This window comes from Glutamicibacter sp. PAEs-4 (assembly GCF_051161755.1).
Lineage (GTDB): Bacteria > Actinomycetota > Actinomycetes > Actinomycetales > Micrococcaceae > Glutamicibacter > Glutamicibacter nicotianae.
In genome coordinates this window covers 117,078-130,027 of record NZ_CP195017.1, presented here as the reverse complement: position 1 = coordinate 130,027, position 12,950 = coordinate 117,078, and the positions used below count along the sequence as shown (strand labels likewise).

Sequence of the window (12,950 nt, the reverse complement as noted above, 5' to 3'; positions counted from 1 at the left end):
ACGGCGCAGCTTGTTCATTTCGTCTACCGGCTTCGGTATCCTTATTCCGGCTCCCCTGCGACCGTGAGCCAGACCACGAGCGGATCGCCGCGTTGCACGATCCACGGGAAACTGCTGCCCGCCAATAGGCGCCCAGGACCTCTAAGGGCGGATCGGCTATGAGTGATTTCGACGAAAAGGGATTCCACTACGCGCCGCTGCACGGCGAGTACGAGTCTGGAACTTTTCCCGTGCTGCCGCATACGATGGTTAGCACTCTGAATGCAATGTCGATTGCAGCGGTCTGCGACATGGATGAGACCCTGACGGACAATTTGAGGCCAAGCATCAGCGTGAAAATCACGCAATGCATTTTGATGAGCGATGGGTCGATGATCAGTTTGGATCTGGATCGTGGCTTCACAGCCATATCCCATGAGCCCGGGCCCGCCAGGTGGAGGCGGTCGTCAGATGAGCTGATTGCCGAGATTCTTGATTTGGTGCGGATCGATGACCCGGAAAGGTCCGGGGATCATCCGTGGGATGAAATTGCCGCTGCGGCCCAACGACGTGGTATCGATATTGATGCTGCAAGATTGAAGCAGATGCCCTACCAGGTCTTGCTCAGCGACAGGGTGATCCGAACGTTTGAGATCTAGAACTTTGGGGCCTGTTCCCTACCGTCGACCTTGCCCTGTTCCTAACGCTGGTCCACGCGCACAACCGGGAGTGGATGCCAGTCTTCTTGCGCTGAGGGGTTAATTCCTGTTTTCCTCCCTGCTACACTCTTTGGCATGGATACCTACTAAGCCAGCCGATGACCCTGCACCGATTCTGTACGGTGCAACTTGTTCATTTCGGCTACCGGCTTCGGTATCCTTTTCTTTTCCGGCCCCTCTTCGAGGTTGAGCCATTTCTGTGATCCCCCAAGTCGGCAGCCCCTTCGCATTAGCGGGAGGAACCTGCATGCCTTTGACACCACCCATTATCCTGAACCATCTCAGCTTCGCCTGGCCCTCGGGAGAAATCGCCCTGGCCAACTTGGACGGCACTTTTCCCTCCGGGCGGACCGGGCTGATCGGCGCCAATGGCAGCGGCAAATCGACGTTGCTGAAACTGATCGCCGGGCAGCTGCACCCAACCAGCGGAACGGCGGAAACGAGCGCACCGCTGAGCTACCTTCCGCAAACGCTGGCTCTGGACCAGGACCCAACCGTCGCCGAACTGCTGGGGATACAGCGGATCCTGGCAGCCTTGGAGGCTATCGAATCCGGCAGTGTGGACCCAGCGCATTTCGACGCGGTGGGTGCCAACTGGGATGTGGAAGCCCGGGTCCGCGCCGAGCTGGAGCCGCTGGGTTTCGGCGGCCTGGATCTGGGCCGGAAGGCATCCACGCTATCGGGCGGCGAAGCGATGCTGCTGGCAGTGACCGGGCTGCGCATCGCCGATTCACCCATCACCTTGCTCGACGAGCCGACGAATAACCTCGATCGTCCCACCCGCGAATTGCTCTACGAGCTGGTCCGCACGTGGAAGGGCACGCTGGTCGTGGTGAGCCACGATATCGAGCTGCTCGAGCTCATGGAGCACACTGTGGAGCTCTACGATGGGACGCTCAGCGTTTACGGAGGGCCCTACAGCGCATATCGCGAGCAGCTGGAAACCGAGCAGCTGGCAGCCGAGCAGGCAGCCAGAACCGCCCAGGCCTCGCTGAAGGTGGAAAAGCGCCAGCGCGTCGAAGCCGAAACCAAGTTGGCCCGTGCCAAGCGCAAGGGGCGGGCCACCCAGCTTTCCGGGGGCATGCCGAAGATCCTGGCGAACCATCTTCGCCAGAAATCCGAGGCAAACGCCGGGAAAATGCGATCGCACCTGGATGGCAAGGTCGATTCCGCCCAAGCACGGCTCGACGAAGCCGATCAGCGGGTACGCCAGGTCGAGCACATCAATATCGAGTTGCCAGATCCGAAGCTGCCCGCCGGCAAGCAGGTTGCCGTGCTGGGTTCAGCGCAAGACCCGTTCATCATCCAGGGAGCCGAACGCGTAGGACTTGTCGGACCCAACGGTTCGGGGAAAACCACGCTGCTCAGGCAGATGCTCGCAGGCGTTGCTCCGGGCAGCGGTTTGGGCGGAAAGGTTTTCGTGGACCGGGTCGGGTATCTGCCACAGCGCCTGGAAGGCCTGGACGGCCAGCTGAGCGCCATGGAGAATGTGGCGTCGGTGGCTCCAACGGCAACCGCAAACGACGTGCGCCAGATGCTTGCCCGGCTGCTGCTGCGCGGTGCCAGGGCCGACCGTCCCTTGGCGGCGCTCTCCGGCGGCGAGCGCTTCAGGGTCTACCTGGCGACGCTGCTGCTGGCCGAACCCACACCGCAGCTGCTGATCCTCGACGAGCCCACGAATAATCTGGATGTGGACAGCGTGCGCCAGCTCAGCGAGGCACTGGGCGCCTACAAGGGTGCGTTGCTGGTAGTCAGCCACGATCAGCATTTCCTGTCGCAGCTGGATCTGGACTATTTGCTGGAAACCGGCCCCGGGGGAACCTTGGCGAAATCCTATCCGGATCCGGTTTGATAACCCCACGGCGGTGCGCTGCCGGTCTAGACTTGTTCAAAGCACACCGCCGAGGACCCCGAAAGCAAGTTGAACATGTCCTATCCCCAGCGCACCGTCGAAGTCGTCAACACCGGCCTCGTGATCGACCAGTCCGCGACCCTGCTCTGGCAGGACATCAAACGAGCCTTCATCTATGAAACGGATTCCGGGCAGGAGGCGCTCACCTGCGCAGAATTCATGCTGGTTGAGGGTTACAGCGTGGAAATCAATAGCCAGATGCCCGGTTGGGACGTGGCCATTGAGCACCTGCCGCGGCGCATTGAGAACCTGGTCGACGAACGCTAGCAACCAATAGGAGCACCCATGGCTACGATCGTTCTTTTCCATCACGTCCAGGGCCTGACCCCTGGGGTGCAGCAGATGGCCGCTGAATTGCGCGCGGCCGGCCACACGGTGCACCCGGTGGACCTGTACGCCGGCAAGCTGCCCAAGGATTTCGACACGGGCATGCGCATGGCGGGCAAGATGACCGAGGACAAGATCCAGGAACGCGTCGACAAGCTCTTCGCCAAGCTGCCCGAAGAGCTGGTATACATCGGCACTTCGTGGGGTGCCGCGCTGGCCCAGCAGTGCGCGCAGCAACGCCCCGGCGCCGTCGCCGCGGTCCTGCTGGAATCCTTTGTGGACTTGGAAGCCGAGTGGAGCTTCGGGCCGTGGCCGGAAGGCGTGCCGGTGCAGATCCACGGCATGGACCAGGATCCGTTCTTCGCGAAGGAAGGCGATCTGGAAGCAGCGCAGCGCTTCGTCAGCAATGAGGGCGCAGGGCTCGCCGAGCTGTTCACCTACCCTGGCGACAAGCACCTGTTCACCGACAGCTCGCTGCGCTCGCATGACCCGGAAGCTCGCGCATTGGTGATGGAGCGCATCATCAAATTCCTGGAGCGCTACGTTTAGCAGGAGGGGCAGCCCGGCGGTTCCATGCTGGACAATGAATTGAAAAACCGGACCCGGCTTGCGTCTGCAAGCCGGGTCCGGTTCACTCTGTGCGCCCTGCGGGGATCGAACCCGCGACCAATGGATTAAAAGTCCAGTGCTCTACCAGCTGAGCTAAAGGCGCACGGCACAAGGCCAAAATCCATACTACCCGATGGACCGGCATGATCATTAATCGGCGTAATCCGCACCGTGGCAGCCCGTAATTCCCGCTTGATCTTGGGGTTTGCAAGCTAAATCACCTGTTGGCGGAGAACTCAGGTTCAGCGAGTATTCTGGAGCGCATGAGAGGTGCACGTGCAGGATCAAAAGTAGCCCAGGATGCGGGGTTCCGCCATCACAAGCCACGCCCCTTCGCCCCGGCAGATTTCGAGCCCTACGAAGGAGGCGCTGACCCGGCGCGCGTCTCCGAGGCCGCTCATTTGTCTGCCCAGGCTTTCGTGCAACGCGGCATTGCCAACAACGACCCCGAAGTTTCACGCCGGCTGATCGCCGTTGCCGAGGAAGAGGGCTTGGAGGTGCTCGCTGAGCTGTGGAGCGAAGCTCCCGCCCATTCCCTGCCCGGCGCGCTGTGGCGCTTGTATGCGGTCCGCGCGGCCACCATGGGCAAGCCGGAAGTGCACGCGGCACGGTTCCAGGCCGGAGCCCACCGTGCCCAGGTCGAACGCATCGTCGCCGGGGTGGCCGAACCGCCGACCGCCGAAGAAATGAAGAAGATGACCGGTTCGATTCTCTCCGGCGCCTTCAACGGAGACTTCGCCCACGCCCTGGAACGCACTGCCGCCTATTGCCGGGTCGTGGCCCTTGGCATGACCGAGCATGCCGATGCCGCAGATTTCTCCAACAGCGACCGGGGAACGAAGCTGACGCAGCAGGCCAAGGCGCTGACGGCTACGGCCGCTGATCTGGAAGTCTGCGCCCGGTTGTGGCGCCAGGACGCATTGGACTGAAAGGCGCTCCCGCGCCATTAGGATGGATTGAGGAAGTTACCCCTCAATTCTAGGCAGGTGGGTGTGGGCGCCGCATCGAGGACCAACTCTTCAGGACTCGTACGCTGGTTGCTGATCTTGATCGCGACGGCGCTGCTATCCCAAACAGCGCTGAACCTCATTCGGCCGGTCACCACCTACAAGCTCATCTCCTTCGGCTCCGGCGCGTTTACCGTCGGCGTGGTGACTGCCGCCTATGCGATCCTTCCGCTGTTCACCGCGATGATGCTGGGCCGGGTCAGTTCGCGCATCCGCAGGATCCGCTTCCTGATGGTTGCCGGCGTCGCCCTTCTGGCCGCCGGCGGCATCGGCATCAATTTCTCGCCGAATGCGCTGACCGTGGCGCTGGCCAGCGCCGTGCTGGGGCTTGGGCACTTGATGTTCACCATTGGAGGGCAATCGTCGATTGCCCGGTTCTTCCCCGACAGCGATCTGGACAAGGGGTTCGGCTGGTTCACTGCCGCCTATGCCGCTGGGCAATTCATCGGGCCGCTGATCGGCGGAATGGTGCTCGGCTCCGGCACCGACGCGCTCTCCGCCGAGCGTGTCGCCGATATCAGCCTGTCGCTGTGGATTGCCGCCGGGTGCTCGCTGCTGGCTGTCCCCTTCCTGCTTCCGAGCTGGCAGCCGAAGATCTCCAAATCGGCGTCGCAGACCCGTCCGCCGAAGTCCAAGGCCTCCATTCCCTCGGTGCTGCGCATCAGGGGCATGGCCTCGCACATGTTCGCCTCGATGACCCTGCTGGCGATGCTGGACATCCTCACCGCATTCTTGCCGCTGGTGGCGGAGAAACATGGCGTCACACCGGAAAATGTTGGTGTGCTTTTGGCCATTCGAGGTTTCGCTTCGGTTATTTCGCGGCTGTTCATTCCGAAGCTCTCGGCCTACTTCGAGCGCAATCACCTGCTGGTCACCAGCTTGTGGGTTTCGGGCATCGCCATCGCCCTGGCTCCGGCGTTCATCGATTCGCTCTGGGCTGCCGGGGCGGCGCTGCTGGTCGGCGGCTTCTTCCTGGGCCTGGGCCAGCCGATGACCATGACGATGATTTCCACGTCGGTGCCGGCGGTGGACCGCGGCGCAGCATTGGCCGTCAGGCTCATGGGAAACCGCGTCGGACAAGTAGCTTTGCCGGTTATCTCAAGTACTGTCGCCGCCGGCTTGAGTCCTGCGGGCGCGATCTGGTTCTGCTGCGCACTGCTCTGCCTGAGCGGAGCGGAAAAGGGCCTGCGCCGGTAGCGTGAGAAACCGCACGAGCACCACCCCGGCGGTTGACAGCGCACCGGTCAGGCGAGAACACTAGATAACGGTGCCGGGCTGCTGGTAACCCCGGGCTCCAAAATTCTGCCGCTTCGAGCGGCCTTCCGCCGAGAGGCGTTCCCGGTCCGGCACCATCAAGTAACCGGCGTTAACTTCCGCGTCGTAAACTGTTCTGCGTTGGTACCAATAACAGTCGAATCGAATGGTGCGCCGAAAAGTGAAGTTCCAGATCTTTCCCTCCGCCTCGCGCGGCATCGAGTTGCTGTGCGGGTTGGCCACGACCATTCGCTCCTCCGTTGCCAATGTCGCCGAGATGATCGGCTCACCCGACACCCGTGCAGATCAGCTGCGGGATTTGGCTGCCGCGGAAGCCGAGGCCTCCGACCTGGTGCACGCGGTGCTCACCCACCTGCGCACCAGCTATATCAGCCCGCTGCCCCGCGAAGACATGTACACCCTCTCGCGTTTGCTGCACGAGACCATGGAACACCTGCGCGGCACCGGCGAGCTGATCATGACCGTTGGCTCCACCCCGCTCTCCGAGCGTTCCTCGGAGCAGCTTGAACTCATTTCGCAGCTGGCCGAACTGGCCTCCGATTCGGTCCAGCGCCTGCACAACCTCGATGACCTGGAAGACAACTGGCTGCAGATGCTGCAGTTCTCCAAGCGCGCGGCGCGCACCCACCTGGTGTGGGTCAACGAGATCTCGAAGTTCGCCAAGGCAGGCACGATCCACCGCCACCAGCGCGTGGCCGACCACCTGATGCTCACGGCCAACACCCTGCGCCAGTTTGCCGACCACCTCGGTCGCGTGCTGGTGAAGGAGTCCTAGGGACATGACCATCCTTTCGGTCCTCACCGGAATCGCGATCGTCCTCACGCTGGGCTATGGCGTGCTCAACGGCTTCAGGGATGCCTCCACCGCGGTTGCGGCCTCGGTGCGCACCAGGGCGCTGCGCCCGGCCATAGCGGTCTCCGTGGCGGCAGTATTCGCCTTCCTCGGCACCCTAGCCACCTCGGGGCTGAGCGTGGCGCTGGTGGACAAGCTGAACTTCAACGTCCCCGATGGCGTCGTCGGCTTGAAGCTGCTGATCTGCGGCCTGCTGACCGCCGGCGCCTGGGGACTGTATTGCTGGTGGCGCGGCTTGCCGGTCAGTTCCACCCACGCGTTGTTCTCCGGACTGGTGGGCGCCAGCGGCGCCTCGGCCTTCATGGGCGACCTGCCGATGTCCGGTGCCTGGGGGCTGCTGCTCGGCTCGGTGCTTCTGCCGTTGCTGATCACCCCGGTGATTGCCTACCTGCTGTCCTACGTGCTGGTGATTCCGGCGACCTGGCTGATGCGCCATAATTCCTCGGGTTCGGTCAACAACGGCTCGCGCGCAGGCCAAGCCATTGCCGCCTGTGCGGTAGCGCTGGGGCTGGGGCTGCAAGATGGCCAGCGCACCGGCGCGATGATCGCACTGGTGCTGATCACCGGGCATGCGATGGACCCGGGACCCGTGACCTGGGCCATCCAGCTGGCCGCCGGCACGGCGCTGGGCCTCGGCGTGCTCCTAGGCGGATGGCGCATCACCTACACGCTCGGCCGCCGGCTGGTGAACTTCGATCCGCTGCGCGGCATGATCGCCCAAGGCGTGGCCGCGGCCATGCTGTTCCTCGGCTCGCTGATCCTGCACCTGCCGCTGTCCACCACGCAGGCGGTCACCAGCGGCATCGTCGGCGCCGGCAGTAACCAGGCTTTCGAATCGGTGGTGTGGCGCAATGTCACCAAGGTGCTGCTGCACTGGGTACTGACCCCGGTGGTCTGCGTTGCCTGCGGCGCGATCCTCACGCTGGCGGTGCATCCGCTGCTGGGCAACGCCTAGTTTTCGCCCGGAACGAAGAGGTCTTCGATCCTGCAGCCGAAGACCGCAGATAGCTTGAAGGCCAGCGGCAAGGACGGATCGTAGCGGCCCTTTTCGAGCGAGATGACAGTTTGGCGCGAGACGCCGAGCAGGTCCGCCAATGCCTGCTGGGAGAACCCGCGTTCCCTGCGGTATTCACTGAGATTGTTCTCCATTAGCTTTCGGCTCGCTTACTCGGTTGCACGAAGCGCGAGCGGGCCGATGCTACGGCGCGGGAATCGGAATCGCGCTTGTGCATCAGCCTTCCACCTTCTTGATCACCAGGTAGCGCACGAGCACGTCTACGGCAGCCAGCAGAACGACCCCGACAAGCAGCATCACCGGTTCTACGTCAATGCGCAGCAAACCCAGCGCCATGGCGCCCAATCCGCACAGGGCGATCAGATCATGAAATGCTCCGAAAACCGCCTTTTCGTACCATTTTCCCTCGATGGATGATTCCGGATCCCGCACAGCTCCGGCCAGAGTATCCCTGTCCAGCATGAATACCCAGCACAAGGCGGACGCAGCGGGCAGCATCAGCAGTGCAAAGACCAGTCCGGACAGCATCTTGCTCTGCTGATCGGCTTCGGGGCCGAATGTCCACCAGATCAGCGCCATGGCAGCGCAGAGCACCAGCCCCCCGAGCAGTGACAGGATGATCAGCAGGGCTGTCGATCCGCCGAATCGCGAACGACCCCATTTGCTTTGGCCAACTGACTCTTTTGAATCCACCACTGCCCCCTTTCCAATAAATGTAAACCTCACTTTACTGACAAGGTCGCTTTACAGTCAAGGGAGCTTTACGTGAATGGTTAAAGTGCAGCGGCGCACCGCAATCGGTGCGCCGCTGGCGGTGATCCCCTCCAGGATCCCCGGAAGACCCCCCTTCCGGTCCGTCTACCATCCGCTCAAGGAGCGGCGGTAGCCGAAATCTTTATCCGAAGCGTCCGGAGACGTAATCCTCGGTGGCCTTCTGCTCCGGGTTGGAGAAGATGGCTGCGGTGTCGTTGTACTCGATGAGCTTGCCCGGCTTGCCGGTGCCGGCGATGTTGAAGAACGCGGTCTTGTCGCTCACGCGGGCGGCCTGCTGCATGTTGTGGGTCACGATCACCACGGTGTAGTCGTTCTTCAGCTCGTTGATCAGGTCCTCGATGGCCAGGGTGGAGATCGGGTCCAGCGCGGAGCACGGCTCGTCCATCAGGATCACGTCGGGCTTGACCGCAATGGTGCGGGCAATGCACAGGCGCTGCTGCTGGCCGCCGGAAAGGCCCGAGCCCGGCTTGTCCAGGCGGTCCTTGACCTCATTCCAGAGGTTTGCGCCGCGCAGCGACTTCTCCACCAGCGCGTCGGCGTCGGACTTGGAGATCTTCATGCCGTTCAGCTTCACGCCGGCCAGCACGTTGTCCTTGATGGACATGGTCGGGAACGGGTTGGGGCGCTGGAAGACCATGCCGATCTGGCTGCGCACGGTCACCGGGTCCACGCCCGCGCCGTACAAGTCGTCGCCGTCCAGCAGGACCTGGCCCTCGACGCGGCCTCCGGGGATGACCTCGTGCATGCGGTTCAGGGTGCGCAGGAAGGTGGACTTGCCGCAACCCGATGGGCCGATGAATGCGGTAACCGACTTCGGCTCGATGTTGATCGAGACGCCTTCAACGGCGAGGAACTTGGAGTAGTAGACGTTCAGGTCATTGACGTCGATGCGTTTTGCCATGATGTAATCCTTGAAAAAGTTTGGGTTTGTCCGGACCGGAGCCTAGGCTCAACGGCCCTTCTTTGGGGCGAAGATCGAAGCGACCAGGCGGGCGAGGAGGTTCAACGCCATCACCATGAGGATCAGCAGCAGGGCTGCGGCCCAGGCACGCTGCACCGACGGGTCGATGTTCGTCGGGCTGGTCGGGGTCAGGATCTGGTAGTAGATGAAGGTCGGCAGCGTGGACATCCAGTTCGCGAAGACGTTCAGGTTGATGTTGCTTGCGATGCCGGCGGTGACCAGGATCGGTGCGGTCTCGCCGATCACGCGGGCGATGGCCAGGGTGACACCGGAGGCGATACCGGAGATCGCGGTCGGGATGACCACCTTCAAGATGGTGCGCCAGCGGCGCACGCCCAGTGCGTAGGATGCCTCGCGCAGCTCGTTCGGGACGATCTTGAGCATTTCCTCGGTGGAGCGGACCACCGTCGGGATCATCAGCACGCTCAACGCGACCGCTGCGACAATGCCCATGCGGGCGTTCGGGCCCAGGATCATGCCGAAGAAGGCCGCCGCGAACAGGCCGGCGACGATCGAGGGAATGCCGGTCATCACGTCGACGAAGAAGGTGATCGCCTTGGACAGCGCCTTGCCCTGGCCGTATTCCACCAGGTAGACAGCGGTCAGCATGCCAACCGGAACGGAGATCAGGGTAGCCCACAGGGTGATCAGCAAGGTGCCCATCACCGCGTGGTACGCGCCGCCGACCACCGGGGTGCCATTGGCGACGGTTTCGTTGTCCACCGCGCCGGTCACACCGTTCATGGAGCTGAACAGGAAGTGGCTGTTCATGCCCGGCATGCCCTTTTCCAGCACCGTGTAGAGCACGGATACCAGCGGGATCACTGCCACGATGAAGGCGGCGTAGATCAGGTAGGTCCACATCGCGTTCTTGCCGCGGCGCTTGCCTTCGGCAACGGTGGTGATTACCGAGGCGGCCACCAGGAAAATGATCGCGGAGTAGATGGCGAAGGAGGCCACGTTGAAGCCGGTCAGCGTGGACGCTGCCGCGCCGATGATGATGGAGCCTGCGGCGATGGCCCAGATGGCCCATTTCGGCAGCTTGCCCTTGGCCAGGGAGTTGCGCTTGCGCACCGGAGGAGTCAGGTTGCCCGAGGTGCTGTTCTGGTTGGTTGTCATGGTGCTCATCAGTTGGCTCCCGAGAATTCCTTGTGGCGGGCGATGATTCCACGAGCGATCATGTTCACGACCAGGGTGATCAGGAACAGGACCAGGCCGGCGGCGATCAGCTCTGCCAGGCGCAGGCCGAAGGCCTCAGGGAAGTTCAAGGCGATTTCCGCGGCGATCGTCTGGTTGCCGGTCTTGATCAGCGACGGGATCAGGTTGCCGGTGGACAGCACCAGCGCGACGGCCATGGTTTCACCCAGGGCGCGGCCCAGGCCCAGCATGACGGCGGAGATAATGCCCGGGCGGGCGAAGGGTATCACCGCGGTGGTGATCATTTCCCAGCGGGTTGCACCCAGGGCGAGGGCGGCCTCTTCGTGCAGCTTCGGAGTCTGCAGGAAGATTTCGCGGCTCAGCGAGGTGATGATCGGCAGGACCATCACTGCCAGCACGATGCCGGCGGTGAGCATGGTCTTGCCGGTCTGGCTGGCCGGGCCTTCGAAGAGCGGGATGAAGCCCAGGTTCTTGGCCAGCCATTCGTAGCCTGGAACCAGAGCCGGAGCGAGCACCATGTAGCCCCATGCGCCGTAGATCACCGAGGGGATCGCGGCGAGCAGATCGATCAGGTAGCCCAGCGGGCCGGCGACCTTGCGTGGAGCGAAGTGCGAGATGAACAGTGCCACGCCGATGCCGATCGGGGTGGCGATCAGCAGCGCGATAGCCGCTGCGATAACGGTGCCGATGACAATCGGCCAGATGTAGGCGAAGAATCCTTCGCCACCGGAAATCTCAGCCGGATCGGCTAAGAACGTCGGCAGGGCTTGGATCAGCAAGAAGACCGCGACCGCGAAGAGCGTGATCAGGATCAGGACACCGGCAGCCAGTGCGGCGCCGGAGAAGACCTTGTCACCAGCGCGGCCGGAAGTCGATGACTTGCTTGTCAAAGCATTGGTAGTCATGGCTAGAGCCTTTACGAAACGGGGGGTGATGCAGTTTTCACTGCGGGGGTGGAGGGGTACTGCTGGTGCGGGTGGTTGAGTTCGGCCACCCGCACCTGTTGCCGGTTGCCCGGCGGGGTACTACTCGGCGACGGTGATGCCGTCGATCGACTTCTTGGCCTTCTCGGCGATGGATGCCGAGATTGGGGCGTTGCCTGCCGAAGCCTGGGCGGTCTTCTGGCCGTCTTCGGAGATGACGTAGTTGCCGAAGGCCTTGACCAGATCAGCGGTTGCCTGGTCCTTGTAGCTGCTGCAGAAGATGTGGTACGAAACCAGGACGATTGGGTAAGTGCCCGCTTCGGTGGTGTCGCGCTCCAGATCCAGGGCCAGGTCGTTCTCGGCCGCACCTTCAACCGGGGTTGCGGTCTCGAGGGCCTTGGCAGCTGCCTCGGCGGAGATCTTGGTGTACTCATCGCCAACCTTGACGTTCACGGTGGACAGGTTGCCCACTGCGGAGAAGTCAGCGTAGGTGATGGCGCCGTTGGTCGAAGTGGTGGTCGAAACCACGCCGGAGGTGCCCTTGGCGTTCTCCGACTGGATGTCGCTTGGCCAGTCGCCGGAGACATCGTAGGTCCAGACATCAGCCGCTGCGGCCTTCAGGTACTCGACGAAGTTCTCGGTGGTGCCGGACTCGTCGTTGCGGTGCACAACGGTGATTGCGGTATCAGGCAGCTCCACGTCCGGGTTCTGCTTGGCAATGGCCTCATCGTTCCACTTGGTGATTTCCTTCTTGAACACCTTGGCGATGGTGGCTGCGTCCATGTTGATCTCTTCAACGCCTTCGAGGTTGAAGGCGATCGCGATCGGCGAGACGTAAGCCGGGATGTTGAATGCGCCTTCTGGGCCGCAAACTTCCTTGGCCTTGGCGGCCTCGTCTTCCTTCAGGTAGGCATCCGAGCCGGCGAACTGCGCGCCGCCTGCCAGGAATGCTTCGCGGCCTGCGCCGGAGCCGTCTGGCGAGTACTGCACGTTGGCGTCCGGGTTGGCAGCCTTGAAGCCGGTGGCCCATGCTTCCATGGCCGAGTTCTGGCTGGATGCGCCGATGCCGGTCAGTGTACCGGTGACACCGGATGCAGCAGAGGTCTCTGCGCCTTCGGAACCGGCAGCGGCGGTTGGGTTATCCGAGCCGCAGGCGGTCAGTGCGAGTGCTGCGACGGAAAGAACGGCAGCTGCGCTGCCAAAGCGGTTGAGCTTCACGAGATTTACTCCCCATGTTGGTAGATCGATGTAAAACTTTCAGCGGCTTCTCTCCGCTTCATCTACGACGTTAAAGATCGAAAGTAACCAGCTCCCCCGGCGAAGGTGAACAGAAGGTTAACAACTTGTCCACAGGCAGGTGATCCTGCTCACCAGCGCAATATCCCGGCAGCTTCTGCCGCCGCCCGCCCAACCCATGGAAGACTGAAGCCATGGCAAC

General features: G+C 62.6%; 14 protein-coding genes and 1 tRNA gene. 8 read left to right on the top strand and 7 right to left on the bottom strand.

All coding sequences use genetic code 11. The annotated features are described in order from the left end of the window. Positions 1-158: 158 nt before the first annotated feature. The 4 genes from ACR9WD_RS00650 (at position 159) to ACR9WD_RS00635 (ending at position 3,486) form a co-directional block, all read left to right on the top strand. Positions 159-638 carry a hypothetical protein gene (locus ACR9WD_RS00650; protein ID WP_121865927.1) on the top strand — a complete coding sequence of 160 codons (480 nt, stop codon included), beginning with the start codon at positions 159-161 and terminating at the stop codon, positions 636-638. 307 nt (positions 639-945) lie between these two features. Next, positions 946-2,550 carry an ABC-F family ATP-binding cassette domain-containing protein gene (locus tag ACR9WD_RS00645; protein WP_434922492.1) on the top strand — a complete coding sequence of 535 codons (1,605 nt, stop codon included), beginning with the start codon at positions 946-948 and terminating at the stop codon, positions 2,548-2,550. Between the two features lie 75 nt (positions 2,551-2,625). Further along, the gene (locus ACR9WD_RS00640; RefSeq protein ID WP_434922491.1) at positions 2,626-2,877 is read left to right on the top strand and encodes a hypothetical protein; all 252 of its coding nucleotides are present in this window, start codon (positions 2,626-2,628) and stop codon (positions 2,875-2,877) included. Between the two features lie 18 nt (positions 2,878-2,895). After that, positions 2,896-3,486, top strand: a complete 591-nt coding sequence (locus ACR9WD_RS00635; RefSeq protein ID WP_141358736.1) for a dienelactone hydrolase family protein — start codon at positions 2,896-2,898, stop codon at positions 3,484-3,486. 90 nt (positions 3,487-3,576) lie between these two features. Here ACR9WD_RS00635 and ACR9WD_RS00630 read toward each other — a convergent pair. Continuing rightward, positions 3,577-3,649, bottom strand: a tRNA-Lys gene (locus tag ACR9WD_RS00630). 160 nt (positions 3,650-3,809) lie between these two features. Here ACR9WD_RS00630 and ACR9WD_RS00625 point away from each other — a divergent pair. The 4 genes from ACR9WD_RS00625 (at position 3,810) to ACR9WD_RS00610 (ending at position 7,636) form a co-directional block, all read left to right on the top strand. Continuing rightward, complete coding sequence (locus ACR9WD_RS00625) at positions 3,810-4,475, top strand: hypothetical protein (RefSeq protein WP_073707958.1); 666 nt, start codon at positions 3,810-3,812, stop codon at positions 4,473-4,475. Positions 4,476-4,583: 108 nt separating this feature from the next. Continuing rightward, positions 4,584-5,750 (top strand): MFS transporter, encoded by a 1,167-nt coding sequence (locus ACR9WD_RS00620; RefSeq protein ID WP_434922490.1) that lies wholly within the window; start codon positions 4,584-4,586, stop codon positions 5,748-5,750. A 238-nt stretch (positions 5,751-5,988) separates the two neighbouring features. After that, on the top strand, positions 5,989-6,603 hold the full coding sequence (locus ACR9WD_RS00615; RefSeq protein ID WP_038993652.1) for a hypothetical protein: 615 nt from the start codon (positions 5,989-5,991) through the stop codon (positions 6,601-6,603). A gap of 4 nt (positions 6,604-6,607) precedes the next feature. Beyond that, positions 6,608-7,636 carry an anion permease gene (locus ACR9WD_RS00610; protein WP_434922489.1) on the top strand — a complete coding sequence of 343 codons (1,029 nt, stop codon included), beginning with the start codon at positions 6,608-6,610 and terminating at the stop codon, positions 7,634-7,636. On the opposite strand, the gene ACR9WD_RS00605 is transcribed toward ACR9WD_RS00610, so the two are convergent. The 6 genes from ACR9WD_RS00605 to pstS form a co-directional block, all read right to left on the bottom strand. After that, entirely contained in the window at positions 7,633-7,830 is a 198-nt protein-coding gene (locus tag ACR9WD_RS00605; RefSeq protein WP_038993600.1) for a helix-turn-helix transcriptional regulator, read from the bottom strand. The genes ACR9WD_RS00610 and ACR9WD_RS00605 overlap by 4 nt on opposite strands. A gap of 82 nt (positions 7,831-7,912) precedes the next feature. Then, a complete protein-coding gene (locus ACR9WD_RS00600; protein ID WP_434922488.1) occupies positions 7,913-8,389 on the bottom strand; it encodes a hypothetical protein in 477 nt (158 codons plus the stop codon). A gap of 202 nt (positions 8,390-8,591) precedes the next feature. Continuing rightward, positions 8,592-9,371: a phosphate ABC transporter ATP-binding protein PstB gene (gene pstB / locus ACR9WD_RS00595; protein WP_434922487.1), complete on the bottom strand. Its 780-nt coding sequence runs from the start codon at positions 9,369-9,371 to the stop codon at positions 8,592-8,594. Between the two features lie 48 nt (positions 9,372-9,419). Continuing rightward, a complete protein-coding gene (gene pstA / locus ACR9WD_RS00590) occupies positions 9,420-10,559 on the bottom strand; it encodes a phosphate ABC transporter permease PstA (protein ID WP_073707955.1) in 1,140 nt (379 codons plus the stop codon). After that, positions 10,559-11,494, bottom strand: a complete 936-nt coding sequence (gene pstC / locus ACR9WD_RS00585; protein ID WP_038993597.1) for a phosphate ABC transporter permease subunit PstC — start codon at positions 11,492-11,494, stop codon at positions 10,559-10,561. Before pstC ends, pstA begins: the two co-directional genes overlap by 1 nt. 120 nt (positions 11,495-11,614) lie before the next feature. Then, positions 11,615-12,730 (bottom strand): phosphate ABC transporter substrate-binding protein PstS, encoded by a 1,116-nt coding sequence (gene pstS / locus ACR9WD_RS00580; RefSeq protein ID WP_038993596.1) that lies wholly within the window; start codon positions 12,728-12,730, stop codon positions 11,615-11,617. Positions 12,731-12,950: the final 220 nt, after the last annotated feature.

What these genes read in the sequence shown, in the direction of transcription:
- ACR9WD_RS00650 (WP_121865927.1), top strand. Translation starts at nt 159, where the DNA reads ATGAGTGATTTCGACGAAAAGGGATTCCACTACGCGCCGCTGCACGGC.
- ACR9WD_RS00645 (WP_434922492.1), top strand. Translation starts at nt 946, where the DNA reads ATGCCTTTGACACCACCCATTATCCTGAACCATCTCAGCTTCGCCTGG.
- ACR9WD_RS00635 (WP_141358736.1), top strand. Translation starts at nt 2,896, where the DNA reads ATGGCTACGATCGTTCTTTTCCATCACGTCCAGGGCCTGACCCCTGGG.
- pstB (WP_434922487.1), bottom strand. Translation starts at nt 9,371, where the DNA reads ATGGCAAAACGCATCGACGTCAATGACCTGAACGTCTACTACTCCAAG.
- ACR9WD_RS00625 (WP_073707958.1), top strand. Translation starts at nt 3,810, where the DNA reads ATGAGAGGTGCACGTGCAGGATCAAAAGTAGCCCAGGATGCGGGGTTC.
- ACR9WD_RS00640 (WP_434922491.1), top strand. Translation starts at nt 2,626, where the DNA reads ATGTCCTATCCCCAGCGCACCGTCGAAGTCGTCAACACCGGCCTCGTG.
- pstA (WP_073707955.1), bottom strand. Translation starts at nt 10,559, where the DNA reads ATGAGCACCATGACAACCAACCAGAACAGCACCTCGGGCAACCTGACT.
- pstC (WP_038993597.1), bottom strand. Translation starts at nt 11,494, where the DNA reads ATGACTACCAATGCTTTGACAAGCAAGTCATCGACTTCCGGCCGCGCT.
- ACR9WD_RS00605 (WP_038993600.1), bottom strand. Translation starts at nt 7,830, where the DNA reads ATGGAGAACAATCTCAGTGAATACCGCAGGGAACGCGGGTTCTCCCAG.
- ACR9WD_RS00610 (WP_434922489.1), top strand. Translation starts at nt 6,608, where the DNA reads ATGACCATCCTTTCGGTCCTCACCGGAATCGCGATCGTCCTCACGCTG.